This window comes from Streptomyces reniochalinae, from assembly GCF_003323735.1.
In the GTDB taxonomy this organism is placed as follows: domain Bacteria; phylum Actinomycetota; class Actinomycetes; order Streptomycetales; family Streptomycetaceae; genus Streptomyces; species Streptomyces reniochalinae.
In genome coordinates, this window is sequence record NZ_QOIM01000027.1 from 24,796 (window position 1) to 41,569 (window position 16,774).

Annotated in this window: 14 protein-coding genes; 8 read left to right on the top strand and 6 right to left on the bottom strand. The window is 73.5% G+C overall.

Translation table 11 applies throughout. The features are described from left to right. Window positions 1–95: 95 nt before the first annotated feature. Window positions 96–1,553 carry an NADP-dependent phosphogluconate dehydrogenase gene (gene gndA, locus DQ392_RS09135; protein ID WP_114015037.1) on the bottom strand — a complete coding sequence of 486 codons (1,458 nt, stop codon included), beginning with the start codon at window positions 1,551–1,553 and terminating at the stop codon, window positions 96–98. 143 nt (window positions 1,554–1,696) lie between these two features. After that, on the bottom strand, window positions 1,697–3,481 hold the full coding sequence (locus tag DQ392_RS09140; protein WP_114015038.1) for a bifunctional 3'-5' exonuclease/DNA polymerase: 1,785 nt from the start codon (window positions 3,479–3,481) through the stop codon (window positions 1,697–1,699). A gap of 276 nt (window positions 3,482–3,757) precedes the next feature. Between DQ392_RS09140 and DQ392_RS09145 the strand changes: the two genes are divergently transcribed. Continuing rightward, on the top strand, window positions 3,758–4,033 hold the full coding sequence (locus tag DQ392_RS09145; RefSeq protein WP_114015039.1) for a GlsB/YeaQ/YmgE family stress response membrane protein: 276 nt from the start codon (window positions 3,758–3,760) through the stop codon (window positions 4,031–4,033). 90 nt (window positions 4,034–4,123) lie between these two features. Here DQ392_RS09145 and DQ392_RS09150 read toward each other — a convergent pair whose 3' ends face one another. Further along, window positions 4,124–5,470, bottom strand: a complete 1,347-nt coding sequence (locus tag DQ392_RS09150; protein ID WP_245981281.1) for a glycoside hydrolase family 18 protein — start codon at window positions 5,468–5,470, stop codon at window positions 4,124–4,126. Between the two features lie 364 nt (window positions 5,471–5,834). Here DQ392_RS09150 and DQ392_RS09155 point away from each other — a divergent pair, with 364 nt between their 5' ends. Both DQ392_RS09155 and DQ392_RS09160 read left to right on the top strand, forming a co-directional pair. Next, on the top strand, window positions 5,835–7,019 hold the full coding sequence (locus DQ392_RS09155; protein WP_114015040.1) for an acyl-CoA dehydrogenase family protein: 1,185 nt from the start codon (window positions 5,835–5,837) through the stop codon (window positions 7,017–7,019). Window positions 7,020–7,078: 59 nt separating this feature from the next. Further along, window positions 7,079–8,023 carry an endonuclease/exonuclease/phosphatase family protein gene (locus DQ392_RS09160; RefSeq protein WP_114015041.1) on the top strand — a complete coding sequence of 315 codons (945 nt, stop codon included), beginning with the start codon at window positions 7,079–7,081 and terminating at the stop codon, window positions 8,021–8,023. Between the two features lie 13 nt (window positions 8,024–8,036). On the opposite strand, the gene DQ392_RS09165 is transcribed toward DQ392_RS09160, so the two are convergent. Both DQ392_RS09165 and DQ392_RS09170 read right to left on the bottom strand, forming a co-directional pair. Further along, the gene (locus tag DQ392_RS09165) at window positions 8,037–8,654 is read right to left on the bottom strand and encodes a hypothetical protein (RefSeq protein ID WP_114015096.1); all 618 of its coding nucleotides are present in this window, start codon (window positions 8,652–8,654) and stop codon (window positions 8,037–8,039) included. Between the two features lie 442 nt (window positions 8,655–9,096). Further along, a complete protein-coding gene (locus DQ392_RS09170; protein ID WP_245981282.1) occupies window positions 9,097–9,537 on the bottom strand; it encodes a hypothetical protein in 441 nt (146 codons plus the stop codon). Window positions 9,538–9,775: 238 nt separating this feature from the next. On the opposite strand from DQ392_RS09170, the gene DQ392_RS09175 reads away from it, so the two are divergent. The 5 genes from DQ392_RS09175 to fxsA all read left to right on the top strand — a co-directional run bounded on the left by DQ392_RS09175 (window position 9,776) and on the right by fxsA (window position 15,949). Further along, window positions 9,776–10,216 carry an Lrp/AsnC family transcriptional regulator gene (locus DQ392_RS09175; protein ID WP_114015042.1) on the top strand — a complete coding sequence of 147 codons (441 nt, stop codon included), beginning with the start codon at window positions 9,776–9,778 and terminating at the stop codon, window positions 10,214–10,216. 91 nt (window positions 10,217–10,307) lie between these two features. Further along, window positions 10,308–11,948 carry an amidohydrolase gene (locus tag DQ392_RS09180; protein ID WP_114015043.1) on the top strand — a complete coding sequence of 547 codons (1,641 nt, stop codon included), beginning with the start codon at window positions 10,308–10,310 and terminating at the stop codon, window positions 11,946–11,948. 542 nt (window positions 11,949–12,490) lie between these two features. Continuing rightward, window positions 12,491–14,383, top strand: a complete 1,893-nt coding sequence (gene lnt, locus DQ392_RS09185; protein WP_114015044.1) for an apolipoprotein N-acyltransferase — start codon at window positions 12,491–12,493, stop codon at window positions 14,381–14,383. Further along, complete coding sequence (locus DQ392_RS09190) at window positions 14,380–15,147, top strand: polyprenol monophosphomannose synthase (RefSeq protein ID WP_114015045.1); 768 nt, start codon at window positions 14,380–14,382, stop codon at window positions 15,145–15,147. The genes lnt and DQ392_RS09190 overlap by 4 nt, the downstream gene beginning before the upstream one ends. Before the next feature lie 76 nt (window positions 15,148–15,223). Continuing rightward, a complete protein-coding gene (fxsA, locus tag DQ392_RS09195; RefSeq protein WP_114015046.1) occupies window positions 15,224–15,949 on the top strand; it encodes an FxsA family membrane protein in 726 nt (241 codons plus the stop codon). A gap of 249 nt (window positions 15,950–16,198) precedes the next feature. Here fxsA and DQ392_RS09200 read toward each other — a convergent pair whose 3' ends face one another. Continuing rightward, the gene (locus DQ392_RS09200) at window positions 16,199–16,585 is read right to left on the bottom strand and encodes an RNA polymerase-binding protein RbpA (RefSeq protein ID WP_114015047.1); all 387 of its coding nucleotides are present in this window, start codon (window positions 16,583–16,585) and stop codon (window positions 16,199–16,201) included. Window positions 16,586–16,774: the final 189 nt, after the last annotated feature.

Below are 16,774 nucleotides of genomic sequence, written 5' to 3' on the forward strand. Positions count from 1 at the left end.
GGTGACCCGCGGGGCGCGCGGGGACCGAGCGGGGACACTCCGGATACCCGGCTGTGACGAAGCCCGCGCCCCGCGCGGTCGCGAGCCCCGTGCGGTCAGTCCGTACGGTCCTCCGTGCGGTCGCCGCCCCACCGGGTGTGGAAAGTGCCCTCGCGGTCGTCGCGCCGGTAGGTGTGGGCGCCGAAGTAGTCACGCTGTGCCTGGGTGAGCGCGGCGGGGAGCCGGGCGGCGCGCAGCCCGTCGTAGTAGGCCAGCGCCCCCGACATCCCCGGCGCGGGCACCCCGTGCCGGGCCGCCGTGGCGACGGTGCCGCGCCAGGCGTCCTGCGCCTCGCCCAGCTCCCGCGCGAACTGCGGATCGGCCAGCAGCGTGGGCAGGTCCTGCCGCTCGGTGAAGGCGGCGCGGATCCGGTCGAGGAACGCCGCACGGATGATGCAGCCGGCCCGCCAGATCGCGGCGACGGACGCGAGGTCGATGCCCCAGTCGTAGGTCTCGCTGCCCGCGCGGAGCATGTCCCAGCCCTGCGCGTAGGAGATGACCTTCGAGGCGTACAGGGACTGTTCGACCTGGGCGGCGAAGCTGTCCACCTCGTCGTCGGCCATGCGCGACGGTGCCCCCTCGGATGCCCCGGGCCCCGGTAGCGGCGCCGCCGCCCGGCGCAGCTCGGCGTGGCCCGACTGCGACCGCGCGAAGACCGCCTGCGCGATGCCGGGTACAGGGACGCCGAGGTCGAGCGCCGTCTGGACGGTCCAGCGTCCTGTGCCCTTCTGCTCGGCACGGTCCGCGACGACGTCGACGAACGGCCGGCCCGTTCGGGCGTCCGTGTGGGTGAGCACCTCGGCGGTGATCTCGATGAGATAGGAGTCCAGGCGCCCGGTGTTCCAGCGCCGGAAGACCTCGGCGATCTCGGCCGGCTCCAGCCCCGCCACCCCGCGCAGCAGGTCGTAGGCCTCCGCGATCAGTTGCATGTCGGCGTACTCGATGCCGTTGTGGACCATCTTCACGAAGTGTCCGGCACCGTCGGTGCCCAGATGCGTGGTGCACGGTGCGCCGTCCGGGGCGCGGGCCGCGATCCGCTCCAGCAGCGGGCCGAGCGAGCGGTACGCCTCCGCCGAGCCGCCCGGCATGATGCTCGGGCCCAGCAGGGCGCCCTCCTCGCCGCCGGAGATCCCGGTGCCGACGAAGTGGACACCGCGTTCGCGCAGCGCGGCCTCGCGGCGCCTGGTGTCCTCGAAGTGCGCGTTGCCGCCGTCGACGATCACGTCGCCCGGCTCGACGAGCTCCGCGAACTGTTCGATCACCGCGTCCGTCGGCCCGCCCGCCTTGACCATCACCACCAGGCAGCGCGGCGGTCGCAGGGCGGCGACGAACTCCTCGGGTGACCGCGTGGGGACGAAGGTGCCCTCGTGCCCGAACTCCTCCACCAGGTCCCGGGTGCGGGCCTCGGTGCGGTTGTGCAGCGCGACGGTGCGGCCGCTCCGGGCGAAGTTGCGCGCGAGGTTGCGCCCCATGACGGCCAATCCGGTGACGCCGATCTGGGCTGTCGCTGTCATATGCGTCCCTTCCGGCATATGCGTCCTTCCGGGGTTTCCCGCGGCGGGTGTGCGTGGCGGGGTGCTGTGGCCAGGGCCAGGGCACGGATGCCCCCTCGATCGTCTCCCGACACTCCCGCGTCCGCTCGCCGTGCCGCCGGCCCTCACTTGGCGTCGGCGTAGCACCGGACGGCGGCGGTGGTGAAGGGGAAGCGGACCGGGGTGTCACCGAAGGCGGCGCGGGCGGCCTGCCGGCCTGCGGCGTCGATGGCCTCGCGCACCAGGTCGGTCTCCTCGGTGGGGCAGTGCACGATGACCTCGTCGTGCTGGAAGAACACCAGTTCGGCCGCCAGGTCCGCGAGCCGCTGCCGGAGCCCCGCCAGCATCAAAACCGCCCAGTCCGCCGCGCTGCCCTGCACCACGAAGTTCCGGGTGAAGCGGCCCCGGGCCCGCACCGCGCCCGCCGCCCGGGCGCCGGCCTGGCCGGGTTCACCGTCCGTCCCCGCGAAGCCCTCGCCGGTCTCCGGGCCCGTTCCTGAGGACTCGTCGGCGGGCGCCCCGCCCTCCTCGCGTCCCACGGGCGGGCACGTACGGCCCAGGTGGGTACGGACGAGGCGGCCCTCCTCGCCCGCGCGGGCCGCCTCGTCCACGTAGGCGACGGCCGCGGGGAAGCGTCTTCGCAAGGCGGCCAGGTTCCGCAGCCCGTCGCCGCTGGTCTGGCCGTAGACGGCGCCGAGCAGAGCCAGCTTGGCCTGGCCGCGGTCACCGGAGAACGCCCGCTTTGAGAGGGCCGTGTACAGGTCGCGTTCGCTGTTGGCCACCGCCATCAGGCCCGGATCGCGGGAGACGGCGGCCAGGACGCGCGGCTCCATCTGGTCGGCGTCCGCGACCACCAGGCGCCGGCCCGGATCGGCGACCACGGCGCGGCGCACCACCTTGGGGATCTGCAACGCCCCGCCGCCGTTGGTGGTCCAGCGCCCCGAGGCGGCGCCACCGGGAACGTACTCGGGATGGAAGCGCCCCTCCCGCACCCACGAGCGCAGCCAGCTCCAGCCGTGCGCGGTGTAGAGCCGGTACAGCTTCTTGTACCGCAGCAGCGGCTCGACCGCCGGGTGGTCGACCTTTCTCAGCTCCCAGGCCCGCGTCGAGCCCAGCCGGATCCCCTGGCGTGCGAACGCCTGCAAGACGTCGGCGGCCAGGTCGGGCCGCACCCGCTCGTGGGGCCCGAACGCGCGGGAGACCTCCTCTTCCAGCTCCACCAGGCGGCGCGGCAGGCCACCGCCCGCGTACCGCTCGCCCAGCAGCTCAGCCAGCAGCTCGCGGTGGATCTCCGCGCTCCACGGCACCCCCGCGTGGCCCATCTCCCCGGCGACGAGCGTGCCCGCCGACTCACCGGCGAGCAGCAGCCGCATCCGCTCGGGATGCTCGGCCCGCTCCGTTCGCTCCACCTGCGCCGCGTACACCTCCAGCAGGGCGTCGAGGGGGTCGACCCCGTCGGGCAGCGGCACGGGGCCGGTCTCGAACAACGAGGGCTGCGGATCGGTTTCCCGGTGGACGGGCTGCCGATCGGGCGGCACGGGCAGCCCGCGCAGCCGTGCCAGGGCCGCGGGCAGCGCGTGCGGGTCCCCCGCCCGGCCCTCGTGACCGAGGAGCAGCGCCTCGGCGGCCTCCACGTCGTAGCACCGCTCCACCCGCACGCCCGCGGCGAGCAGGCCGGGCTGGACCTCGGCCGTCGCCCGCCACACCCACCGCGCGACCCCCTGCCCGGCGCGCACCGCGGCCGCCGCCGATTCCTCGGTCCGCACGGGGCCCGCACGGCCGCCCCGCGGGTCCAGCGGGCACACCCGCACCCGGCCGCCGCCCGCGGGGGCCAGCGCCCACCGGCGGGCGTCCCGCGCCCGCCGCGTGCCGTGCGCCCCGCCCGCCCGCGCCCCCGTGCCGTTCGTCATGCCGCGAGTCTCCCAGCCGCCTGTGACATCGCCCCCGCGACCGGTCGCACCGCCCCGCCTCCGGTCCGCTCCGCCCCGGGGCCGCGTCACCCCGCGAGGGGGGTCCGCCTCGGGCCGCCGCCCCCGCGGCCGGTCGGCGTCGGGTGGGGACCGGGTGGGGGAGGGGTGCGGGCCTGTGTGCCGGCGTCCTTCCGCCGGCCCCGCAGCGGCCGACATATCCGCACCGTTCCGGGACACTCGGAGGCGGAGGAGTTCCTCCCGGCTGAGAGGTGGGCCATGGACATATCCGGTGTCATCAGCGCGCTCGTCGTCGGCGTGGTCATCGGCGCGCTCGGGCGACTGGTGCTCCCGGGCAGGCAGCGGATCGGGTTCCTGTGGACGATCCTGGTCGGCATCGTCGCCGCGTTCATCGGTACGGCGATCGCCGGCGCCGTGGGTGTCGCCGACACCCGGGGTTTCGACTGGATCGAACTGGTCATCCAGATCGTGCTCGCCGCGCTCGGCGTCAGCCTGCTCGACCGTGCGCGCGCGGGCCGAGGCGTACGCAGGTGAGGCGCGGGCAGCGAAAGGGTGGCGGGCCACCGGCCCGCCACCCTGGGTGCGGAGCGGGGCGTGCCACGCGTGCACGCCCCGCTCACGCGCTTACCCGATGGCCTTGATCAGTTCTCCGTTCGCCGTGTCGCCGCTCAGCTCCCAGAAGAAGGTGCCGCCGAGCCCCTGCTGCGCGGCCCAGTCGCCCTTGGCGGCGATGGTCTCGGGGGTGTCGTAGCTCCACCACTGGTTGCCGCAGTGCGCGTAGGCGGTGCCGGCGACCTCACCCGTGACCGGGCACCGGCTCTTGAGGTCCTTGTAGTCCTCGATGCCCTGCTCGTACTTGCCCGGTGCGGGACCCGTCGCCGTACCTCCGGGCTCGGACTGCGTCACACCGGTCCAGCCGCGGCCGTAGAAGCCGAGCCCGTACAGCAGCTTGCCGCCGGGAACGCCCATCTCCTTGAGCTTGGCGACGGTGGCCTCGGTGTTGAAGCCCTCCTTCGGAATGCCCTCGTACGAGGTCAGCGGGGAGTGCGGAGCCGTGGGGCCCTGGGCATCCCAGGCGCCGAAGTAGTCGTAGGTCATCGGCAGGTACCAGTCGACGTACTGTGCCGCGGTCTTGTAGTCGGTGGCCTCCAGCTTGCCGCCCGCGGACGCGTCGGCGCTGATGGCCGCCGTCACGAGCTGGTCGCCGAACGTGCCGCGCAGCGCCTTCGTCAGGTTCGCGAAGGCGTCGGGGCCGCTGGTGTCGCAGGTCAGACCGCAGGCGTTGGGGTACTCCCAGTCGATGTCGATGCCGTCGAAGAGGCCCTCCCAGCGCGGGTCGTTGACCAGGTTGTAGCAGGACTCGGCGAACGCGGCCGGGTCCTGGGCCGCCTGCCCGAACCCGCCTGACCAGGTCCAGCCGCCGAAGGACCACAGGATCTTCAGGCCGGGGTGCTTCTTCTTGAGCTTCAGCAGCTGGTTGAAGTTGCCGCGCAGCGGCTGGTCCCAGGTGTCGGCCTGGCCGTCGACGCTCTGGTCGGCGGTGTAGGTCTTCTCGTAGTCGGCGTAGCTGTCACCCACGGTGCACTTGCCGCCCTGGACGTTGCCGAAGGCGTAGTTGATGTGGGTCAGCTTGTCCGCCGAGCCGGAGGTCTCGACGTTCTTGACGTGGTAGTTGCGCTGGTAGACGCCCCAGTTGGTGAAGTAGCCCACCGTCTTGCCCGCGGCCGCCTGCGGCGCGGCGGCCCGGGCGGACGCCTTCGAGGCGGCGGCCGGTGCGGTGGCCTGTCCGGGCTCTGCCGACGCCGTGGCCGACAACAGCGTTGTGGCCAGGACGGCGGCGCAGAGGGCACCGAGGAAGGCGAGGAGTCCGCGGCGCCGGGAGGGCGCCGCCGCCTGACGTCCGGTGCGGTGGGTGGGGGAGAATTCCGGGTGGTGGGTGGGAGAGGAGGGGCGTCTTTGCGGTCCGAGCATGGTTCACCTCGCGTGTGGAGTGCGGGGGACGGGGTGCTGCGGCCGTGCCGTGCGTACGTTTCGGGAATGTAGAAGGACTAGACCAGTGCGTCAATGGTTCGGACCAATACTCGTTCACGGCCCCGCCGCCGCCCGTTCACCCCGCCCCTCGCCCGGCTCACACCCCTGCGCCGGTGACGAAGGGCGTGCGATCGGGCATACTCCAACTCGCCGCAGCCGCTGGTCAGCCACCGTCGCGATCCGACGGTGCAGTATCACGGCTGAGGCAGCGGCACTCCCGGCCCGCGCGGGCCGGTACCCACGGCGGCCCTCCACACCCCGGCGCGACCGCCGCAGTTCCCCGATCCGAAGGAGAGCGCGCACCATGCCCCAGGACGGTCCCCAGCCGGTGGAACGCGAACTGCCCACTGACGAGGCGCGCGATCTGCTGGGCCTCGTACGCGAGTTGGTGCGGCGCGAGATCAAGCCGGCGGCCGCCGGGGAAGAGGCGGCCGGCACCTTTCCGCGCGAGACCTTCCGCCTCCTGTCCCGCTCGGGCCTCCTGGGCCTCCCCTACGCCGAGGAACACGGCGGCGGAGGCCAGCCCTACGAGGTCTACCTCCAGGTGCTGGAAGAGCTCGCGGCGGCGCGCCTGACCGTCGGGCTCGGCACCAGCGTCCACTCCCTCTCCTGCCACGGGCTCGCCCACTTCGGCAGCAAGGAGCAGCGCACCGAACGGCTGCCCGACATGCTCGGCGGCGGCCTGCTGGGTGCCTACTGCCTGTCCGAGCCCGCCTCGGGCTCCGACGCCGCCTCCCTGCGCACCCGCGCTGTCCGGGAGGACGGGGACGGCGGGGGCTGGGTGCTCAACGGCACCAAGGCGTGGATCACCCATGGCGGTGTGGCCGACTTCTACACCGTCCTGGCCCGTACCGGCGAGGACGGCCCACGCGGCATCACCGCCTTCCTCGTGCCCGCGGACGCGGAGGGCCTGAGCGCCGCACCGCCGGAGCGCAAGATGGGGCTGAACGGCTCCCCCACGGCCCAGGTGCACTTCGACCAGGTGCGCGTCCCCGACACGTGCAGGCTGGGCGAGGAGGGGCAGGGCTTCACCGTGGCCCTCTCCTCCCTGGACGCCGGGCGCCTGGGCATCGCGGCCTGCGCCGTCGGCCTCGCCCAGGCCGCACTGGAGGAGGCACTGGCCTACACCGCACAGCGCGAGCAGTTCGGCCGTCCCCTCGCCGACTTCCAGGGGCTGCGCTTCGCGCTGGCCGACATGGGCACGCAGATCGAGGCCGGGCGCGCCCTCTACCTCACCGCGGCGCGCCGCCGCGACGCGGGCGAGCCGTTCTCCCGGCAGGCCGCGATGGCCAAACTCTTCTGCACCGACGCCGCCATGCGCGTCACCACCGACGCCGTGCAACTGCTGGGCGGCTACGGCTACACGACGGACTTCCCCGTCGAGCGGTACATGCGCGAGGCGAAGGTCCTGCAGATCGTGGAGGGCACCAACCAGATCCAGCGCATGGTGATCGCCCGCCATCTGGCGGGCCCGGAGAGCAAGAGCTGAAGCCCCGCGGGGGCGTACGAGAACCACCCAGATCCACTCAGGACCCAGGGAGGACTCACATGTCGTCAGCCGCACCACGCTTCACCCGCCGAGGCGGCATCCGTACCGCCGCGGCGGCGGCGCTCGCCGCTCCCCTCGCGGCGGCCGGCGCCGCCGGCGCGCACGCCGCCACCGCGCACGCCGCCACCGCCCGGGCGAGCGGCCCCGGGGACGGCGGCCGGAGCCGGGCGCTCCGCGTCATGTCGTTCAACCTGCGGTACGCCTCCGAGACCCCGCCCCACAGCTGGCCCGAGCGGCGCCCGGTCACCCGGGCGCTGCTCCAGCGCGAGCGCCCGCACCTGATCGGCACTCAGGAAGGGCTCTACGCGCAGCTGAAGGACATCGCGGCGGACCTCGGCAGATCCCGCTACGACTGGATCGGCACCGGCCGGGCCGGCGGCAGCAGGAACGAGTTCGTGGCCGTCTTCTACGACGTCCGCAGACTGCTCCCGCTAGAATTCGACCACTTCTGGCTCTCCGACCAACCCGCTTTGATCGGTTCGACGACGTGGGGCAACACCGTCATCCGGATGGTCACCTGGGTACGGTTCCGTGATCTGGCCACCGACCGCGAGCTGTACCACCTCAACACCCACCTCGACCACCAGAACCAGTACTCCCGCGAACGTTCGGCGGCGCTCATCACCGACCGGCTCGGCGGACTGGACCCGGCGCTTCCGCAACTGGTCACGGGCGACTTCAACGTCCCCGCGCACGCCAACCCCGTCTACGACACGCTGCTCTCGGACGGAAAGCTGACCGACACCTGGGACACGGCCGAACGCCGCAGCAAGCTGTACGGCACCTTCCACGGCTACGAGCCGCTGGTGCCGGACGGTGACCGCATCGACTGGATCCTCGCCTCGCCCGGGGTCCGCACACGCCGCGCGGAGATCCTCACCTACGCGCGCGACGGGCAGTACCCGAGCGACCACCTGCCGGTGCAGGCGCTGGTGGAGCCGTAGGCGGCCCGAGCGCTCAGGCCCCGGCGGCCTGGCGCACCTCCTCGGCCACCTTCGAGCTGAGCGCCGCCCGCACCAGTCCGGCCGCCAGCGGCGCCAGCTCCTCCTTCTTCACCATGTCGGCCAGCTTCCCGGCCGACTCCGGCAGCCCCAGCTTCCGCGCGCCCTGGAGCGCCTTGCTGTCCAGATAGGGCTGGTATTCGGGCCACACCGCCTGGGCCTCGCGCAGGAAGATCGAGACGCCCATGGGCCCGATGCCGGGCACCTCACGCAGGGCGCCCTCGGGATCGTCGCTCCCGCGCAGCCTGCGCAGGTCGCCGCCCCACCGTTCGAGTACCAGTTCCGCGCCGTCGCCGAGCATCGTGGAGGTGCGCTCGTCGTAGCGGCGGTAGCCGCCGACGCCGAGCGCGTCCACCCGCTGCTGCCAGGTGGCGTCGGCCATCCGCCGCGGGCTCTTCATGCCCGCGTCCGTGAGCGCCCGCGCGCTGGCGACCGCGATGTCCGCCCGGATCCGCGCGGACAGCAGCATGGAGAGGACCAGCAGCTGGTACAGGGGCATGGGGGTGTCGCGCAGCGTGATCCCCGCGTCCTGCGCGTAGGTCGTCCCGTGCCGCTTCAGCAGCTCCCGCACCAGCGCCTGCTGCCGGCTCTGCCTGCCGCGTGTGCTGCCGCCGTTGCTCCCGGCCTTGCCGCCCGCGTTCTTGGTGCTGCCTGAGCCGTCGGCACTGTTCGCGCCGCCGGACCGGCTCGGCCCGCTGCCGGTCCCGCTCTTCGTGTTCGTCCTGCTCTTCGTGCTCGTCCTGCTCTTCGTGCTCGCCTTCGCCATGGCCGCCTCCTCGGATGCCCGGGTCCCCAGCCGTACGGGTCCTACGCGGGGCCGTACGGTGCTGTGCGCTCAGCTCTTCCTCGGAGGCGAGGGGGAGGAAACGCCCGCTCAGCCGCCTCACCACTCCGCCACACGGGCAGGCTCGGCGCGTGCGTCGCCGGTGGTGCCGCGACCGTCGGGCGCCTCTGGCTGCCGCGCGAGCTGACGTGCCGTCAACTCTTGACCGTCGTTCGGGGGGTGTGACGCGTGGTCACTCGACCCCGACGCGGGCGCGCTTGGCCGGGCGCGAGCCGGGGAGCACCACGTGGGAGAACGGCTGGGTGCGCCAGTCCAGGCTCTCGGGCAGCCGCAGCAGCTCGCCGACCGTGTGCTCCTTCGGCTCGCGGTCCCACGGCCGGGCGTCCCGCACCGGGCGGCCGGAGCCCTGGCACACCGTCAGGCCGAACGGGTTCCACGGTGAGGCGCACAGTCCGTGGCGCGGCAGCTCGCGCTCCTGGGAGAAGACCGCGATCGCCTGGGCGCAGTCGGGGCACCGGACACGGAGGGCTTCGTACATCTCGTCCTCGAAAACGGATCCCGGCGGCTCGTCGGAAACGTCGGAGCCGTCCAGGAGGGCAGTCGCCTCGCCCTGGTGAGCGTCGCTCAGGTGAGCGGTGTCCTGGCGAGCGGAGCGGGACTTCGTCGTGCGCATGTGGATCCCCCTTGATGGAACGGCCGGGCTCTCGGCTCCGGCCACAGCAAGCACTTCCCGTCGTGCCACACGCGTAATCGCCCCGTGCCGTTGGACGCCGGTGCATAAGTGTGGCCTTCATCACATACCTCATGGTTCCGTGCTTCCGGTGCTGCCCCCGCGTGCCACGGCGCGCCGTCCCCGTGCGCCGGGGCGCACTCGCTGCGCGGACGACGCCGGGGCGCTACGGTGATCCGCTGTGGAGGAACTCGACCGTCAGATCGTGGAACTGCTCGTCAAGGACGGGCGGATGAGCTACACCGACCTGGGCAAGGCCACCGGCCTGTCCACCTCGGCCGTGCACCAGCGCGTACGCCGCCTCGAGCAGCGCGGCGTCATCCGCGGCTACGCCGCGCTCGTGGACGCCGAGGCCGTCGGGCTGCCGATGATGGCCTTCATCTCCGTCAAACCGTTCGACCCCAGTGCCCCGGACGACATCGCGGACCGGCTGGCCGACGTGCCCGAGATCGAGGCCTGCCACAGCGTCGCGGGCGACGAGAACTACATCCTCAAGGTGCGGGTCGCCACCCCCATCGAGCTGGAGCACCTGCTCGCCAGGATCCGCACCCTGGCCGGCGTCTCCACCCGCACGACCGTCGTCCTCTCCACGCCGTACGAGGCCCGCCCTCCCCGCGTCTGAGCCCGCTCGCGGGCCCGGCCGCTCCGCGCACCGGCCGGGGGCGGTCCACCCCGCGCGACGGCGCGGCGCCCGTAAGCGGGAGACTGTGCCCATGAGCGACAGCACAACCCCCGCCACGCCCCGCACCCTGCTGCTGCGCGGCGGCGAGGTCCACAGCCCCGCCGACCCGTTCGCGACCGCGATGGTGGTGGAGGGCGACAGCATCGCCTGGATCGGTTCGGAGGGTGCTGCCGACTCGTTCGCCGAGAACGTCGACGAGGTCGTCTTCCTCGACGGCGCCCTCGTCACCCCCGCGTTCACCGACGCGCACGTCCACACCACGGCGACCGGACTGGCGCTGACGGGCCTCGACCTGTCGGACGCCCGCACGCTCGCCGACGCGCTCGCCCGCGTCCGCGCGTACGCCGAGGAACGGCCGCACGACCGGGTGCTGCTGGGCACGGGGTGGGACGCCTCCGCCTGGCCCGAGCAGCGCCACCCCGGCCGTGCGGAGCTCGACGCTGCCACCGGCGGACGCCCGCTCTACCTGACCCGGATCGACGTCCACTCCGCCCTCGCCACCACGGCGATGCTCGACGTGGTGCCGGGGGTCACCACCCGCGCGGGGTACAGCGCCGACGCGCCCCTGACGGGCGACGCGCACCACGCCGTGCGCGAGGCCGCGCACGCCACCCTCACCCCGGACCAGCGCGCCGAGGCCCAGCGGGCTGCCCGGGAGCACGCCGCCTCGCTCGGCATCGGCGCGCTGCACGAGTGCGCGGGCCCCGACATCTCCGGTGAGGAGGACTTCACCTCCCTCCTCGCACTCGCCGCGGCGGAAGCCGGCCCTCGGGTCTTCGGATACTGGGCGGAACTCGTCACGTCCGCAAAGGACGCGGACCGGGTCAGGGAGCTCGGCGCGCTCGGCGCGGCGGGTGACCTCTTCGCCGACGGCTCCCTCGGCTCCCACACCGCGCACCTGTGCTCCCCGTACGCGGACGCTCCCGGCACCACGGGCAACGGCCAACTGGACGCCGCCACCGTCGCCACCCACGTCGCCGCCTGCACCGAGGCCGGGCTCCAGGCCGGGTTCCACGCCATCGGCGACGCCGCCATCCGGTCCGTCACCGACGGCGTGCGCCGCGCCGCCGAGAGCGTCGGCACGGCCCGCGTGCGGGCCGCCCGGCACCGCGTCGAGCACGCCGAGATGCTGACAAAGGCGGCCGTCGCGGACTTCGCGGACCTCGCCCTCACCGCCTCCGTGCAGCCGGGCTTCGACGCGGCCTGGGGCGGCGCGGACGGCATGTACGCGCGGCGCCTGGGCGCCGAACGGGCCGCCACCCTCAACCCGTACGCGGCACTGCTCCGCGCCGGGGTGCCCCTCGCGCTGGGCTCCGACAGCCCCGTCACCCCGCTCGGCCCCTGGGAGACCGTCAGGGCCGCCGCCTTCCACCGCACCCACGCGCACCGGATCTCCGTGCGCGGCGCCTTCACCGCCCACACCCGCGGCGGCTGGCGCGCCCTCGGCCGCGACGACGCGGGCGTCCTCGTCCCCGGAGCACCGGCCGACTACGCGGTGTGGCGGACCGGGCCGCTCATCGTCCAGGCTCCCGACACCCGCGTGGCCAACTGGTCCACCGACCCGCGCTCCGGCACCCCGGGGCTGCCCGACCTGACGCCGGGCGGCGAGGTGCCCGTCTGCCTGCGGACGGTGGTCGGCGGACGCACGGTCTACGCACGGCCGGACGAGTGATGTCAGCGGCGCGATACGGCTGAACGAGACCCCTCCGTCCGCCGTGCCGTGCTCCTCTCCTCGCTACTGACCTGCTGATTTCTCGAAACACCCCAGGTAGGCGGGCTGTTGACAACGAACGCCCGGAGCCCGGTAGGTTCGGCCGCGTCCACCAAAAGGACGTCCGACCGGGGAGCTTCCACGCTGTCGTCGAACCCCGCTGGGCCAGGGGTGGTGTACCGCACCGGCGCACCACCGCTGCGAGCCAGGTCCAGCGCCGACGGCACGGGGAACAGATGCGCTCCGCCGGCCGGCGGGTGTGACCCGGTACGGGGCCCGGACGCTCAGTAGACAACGGCTTTCGGTAGATCCGCAGCCAGCGGGTCCCAGGTCGGCCCGAAGGGCGCCGGGCCCCGATCCGCAGATCCGCCCCTCCGGTTCTCGGGGCGCCCGCGTGCCCATCGCTTTACGCCTCCCGCGGCCCCTGGCGGCCCCCGCGCGTTGTACGGTCACCTCACCACCGCACGACCCGCACCGCACGACCTGCTAGGAAGGCCGCGACCTTGGCATCGGGCCCCGACACCACCCCCGCCTCCGCCCCGGACGGCTCCCGGGAGCGCAAGGCGGCACCCGCCGCGCCCCGCAGCGCGCCCGAGGGCGTCAGCGCGGCACCCGCCGAGCCGCCGCCCCGCGAGGAGAGCGCGACCGCGCCGGCGGAAGGGCACGACGCGCGCAGTGACGTTCCGCCCGGAACCGGCGGCCCCGGAAGGTCCGAACGCCCCGGCAGGCTGCGGCGGCCGGCGGCGCTGGCACGGCGGGAGTGGCGCCGCACGGCGCTGGCGGCCCTCAGCGGCGTGGCGCTCGCGCTCGCGTTCCCGCCCTACGACCTGTGGCCGCTCTCGCTGGTGGCCGTCGCCGCGCTGAGTCTGCTCACCCGGGGCCGGACGGGCCGCCAGGGAGCGTGGTCGGGGCTGGCCTTCGGCTGGCCCTTCTTCCTCGTCCTGCTCAAGTGGCTGCACGTCGTCGGCTGGGACGCGGTGATCGGGCTCGCCTTCTTGCAGGGGCTGTTCGTGCTCGGCCTCGGCGCCGGGCTCGCCGTCACCTCGCGGCTGCCGGCATGGCCGCTGTGGGGTGCCTGCCTGTGGGTGACCGAGGAGTTCCTCCGCGACCGCCTCCCGTTCGGGGGCTTCCCCTGGGGGCGCCTCGCCTTCGCGAACACCGGATCGCCCTTCACCCCGCTGGCCGCACTCGGGGGCGCTCCCCTCGTCACCTTCGCGGTCGCGCTGACGGGGACGCTGTCGGCGGCCGTCGCGCTCACCGCCTGGCGGCTGCGCCGGCCCACCGCCCGCACCACCCGTGCCTACGTCACCGGGCTCGGTGCCCTCGCGCTGGCGGCTGCCGTCACCGTCGCCGGGTTCGCCGTGCCGGTACCGACCAAGGCCGCCGGCACGGCCCGGATCGCCGTCGTCCAGGGCAACGTGCAGCAACCCGGCATGGACTTCCTCGGCCGGCCCATGCAGATCCTCAACAACCACGCCGAGGCCACCCTCGACCTCGCCGAGCGGATCGAGCAGGGCAAGGAGCCGAAGCCGGACCTGGTGATCTGGCCGGAGAACTCCTCCGACCTCGACCCCTACAAGTACCCCGAGGCGGGCGACCGCATCGACGAGGCCGTCAAGGCCGTCGGCGTCCCGGTCCTCGTGGGGGCTCTCGTCGACCACCCCACCAAGCAGGGTTACGTCGAGAACCAGGGCATCGTCTGGGACCCGAAGAAGGGCGCCGGAGCCTCCTACACCAAGCAGCACCCGGTGCCGTTCGGCGAGTACGTTCCCTTCCGCGACCAGCTCAGCAAAGTCATCACCCGCCTCCAGCAGATCCCCAGGGACTTCTCTCCGGGTGATCACACCGGGGTGCTCCAGACGGGACCCGCCCGGCTGGGCGACGTCATCTGCTTCGAGGTCGCCTACGACGAGATCCCCCGGGACACCGTCAAGGACGGCGCCCGCGCACTCGTCGTCCAGACCAACAACGCCACCTACGGCAACACCGGCCAGCCCGAGCAGCAGCTGGTGATGTCCAAGCTGCGCGCCATCGAGCACGGGCGCGCCGTGGTGACGGCGGCGACCAGCGGCATCAGCGCCGTCGTCGCGCCCGACGGCACCGTCACGCAGCGCACGCGGGAGTTCACGCAGGACGTGCTGACAGGGACGCTTCCGCTGCGCGACGATCTCACCGTCGCCGACCGCGTCGGTGCGGCTCCCGAGTGGGTGATCGCTATCGTGGGCGTGCTCGCCTGCGCCGGGGCCTGGCTCCTCGGCCGCGGGAAGCGCGGCGCCCGCGACGCGGCGGCCACGACCACGGCCGCCGCGGGTGCCGACGGGCAGGGGGAAGGACCGGAAGACACCGACCACGATCAGCACGACCGACAGGCTCAAACGGAGGGGCAGCACCAGTGAAGGACGGCGGACAGCGGCGGTACGGCCCCCTCGGCACAGCCCTGGTCATCATTCCGACCTACAACGAGGCCGACAACCTGGCACCCGTCGTCTCCCGGGTGCGAGAGGCCGTGCCCGAGGCGCACGTCCTCGTCGCCGACGACAACAGCCCGGACGGCACCGGCAAGATCGCCGACGAGATCGCCGCCGAGGACGCCCACGTGCACGTGCTGCACCGCAAGGGCAAGGAGGGCCTGGGCGCCGCCTACCTGGCGGGCTTCCGCTGGGGCATCGAGGCCGGCTACGGCGTGCTGGTCGAGATGGACGCCGACGGCTCCCACCCGCCCGAGGAGCTGCCCCGGCTGCTGACCGCGCTGGGCGGCGCCGACCTGGTCATCGGGTCCCGCTGGGTGCCCGGCGGCCGCATCGTCAACTGGCCCAAGTCCCGCGAGTTCCTCTCCCGGGGCGCCAGCACCTACTCGCGGCTGCTCCTGGACGTGGACGTGCGGGACGTGACGGCGGGCTTCCGCGCCTTCCGCAAGGAGACGCTGGAGGGCATCGACATGGACGCCATCACCTCCCAGGGCTACTGCTTCCAGGTCGACCTCACGCGGCGCACCGTGCACGCCGGCTACCACGTGGTGGAAGTCCCGATCACCTTCGTCGAGCGGGAGCGCGGCGACTCGAAGATGAGCCGGGACATCATGGCGGAGGCCCTGTGGCGGATCGCGGCATGGGGTGTCGAGGACCGGGTCAAGAGGGTCACCCACCGCAAGGAGCACTGAACCCTCCCGCCGCTCCCTCCGCGCCGCTCAGCTCCCTCCCGGCCACTCCCTCCGCGCCGCCAGGCACACTGGAGACATGACGACGCGTGCACCCTTTCCGTACGGGCCCTCAGGACAGGACTCGGGCGGTTCAGGCGGCGGTCAGGGGCGTGGTGACGGATCCGGATCCGGTGGCACACCGCCGCCCCGGCCGCCCCGTTCCCGAGCCCGGACGCTGGTACCGCTGGCCGTCGCGGCGTGGATCGTGCTGGAGATCTGGCTGCTGATCCTGGTGGGGGAGGCGGCCGGCGGGTTCACCGTGTTCCTGGTGCTGGTCGCGGGCCTGGTGCTGGGCTCGGCCGTGATCAAGCGAGCGGGCCGCCGCGCCTGGAACAACCTCGCCGAGACGGTGCAGCGCGCCCAGGACCAGGCCAGGGCCGGAGGGCCTTCCGGCGGCACCACCGACGAAAAACCCGGGGCGCACGGCCGTGGTGGCAACGGCACCGCCATGCTGGGCGGTCTGCTGCTGATGATTCCGGGCCTGCTGACGGACGCGGCCGGACTGCTGTGCCTCTTCCCGCCGACCGCCAAGCTGCTGCGCGGCACCACCGAGCGGTTCCTGGAGCGGCGCAGCGGCTTCGCGCCGGGCGGGCTCGGCGACACCTACCAGCAGGCGCGGGCGGCCGAGCAGCAGGCGCGCATGCACCGTCCCGACGGCAAGGTCGTCCAGGGCGAGGTCGTCCGCGACGACGAGCCCCCGGAGCGCGGCGGCGAGCAGGGGCCCGACGCCGAGCGCGGGCGCGGCGGCGAGCAGGGGCGCTGAGGGCCGTGCCGCGACCGGTCCGGGGAATGTGCCCGGACCGGACGGGTGCACGAGAGCGCCCCGGACGCACGTGACAGGTCCGGGACGGACGTGACAGGTCCCGGACGGACGCACGTGGCCGGTCCCCCTCCCGGACAGACGCGCGAGATACGGTTTGCGCAGTCCGGGCACACGAAGGGGCCCGGTCCACGCTGGTGTCGCGTGGACCGGGCCCCTTCGCCGTGTACTCGGCGCCTTGGCCGACGGGGGTCAGGCGGACTTGCGCTTGTTCCCGCTGTCGTCACGGGGGTGCACCGCGAGGTTCATGGTGCCCGAACGCAGCACGGCGAGCCGCTCGGCGAGGACCTCCTCGAGTTCCTCGCGGGTGCGCCGCTCCATGAGCATGTCCCAGTGCGTACGCGCGGGCTTGCTCTTTTTCTCCTCAGGACCCTCGCCGTCGACCAGGAGAGCCTGTGCACCGCACACCTTGCACTCCCACTCGGACGGAATCTCGGCCTCTACCGAGAACGGCATCTCGAAACGATGTCCGTTCTGGCATGCGTACTCCACGGCCTGGCGCGGAGCCAGGTCGATACCGCGGTCGGTCTCGTAGCTGGTCACCACGAGTCGCGTGCCGCGAAGAGCTCGCTCACTCATGAATTCGTGCCTCCCGGGCTGGTCGCCCACAGGACAGGTGTCGCTGTCGTCGTCATCCGGTCAACGTCCGGCCGCCGGTGAAGATTCCCGCGTGGGGAGATCACCCACCCGTCACGCACCTCCACTCGTGACGGAGGGGCCGCACGCCGCTGCTCCTCGTGCCGCCGCTTCGTTGATCTGCGGTACCCG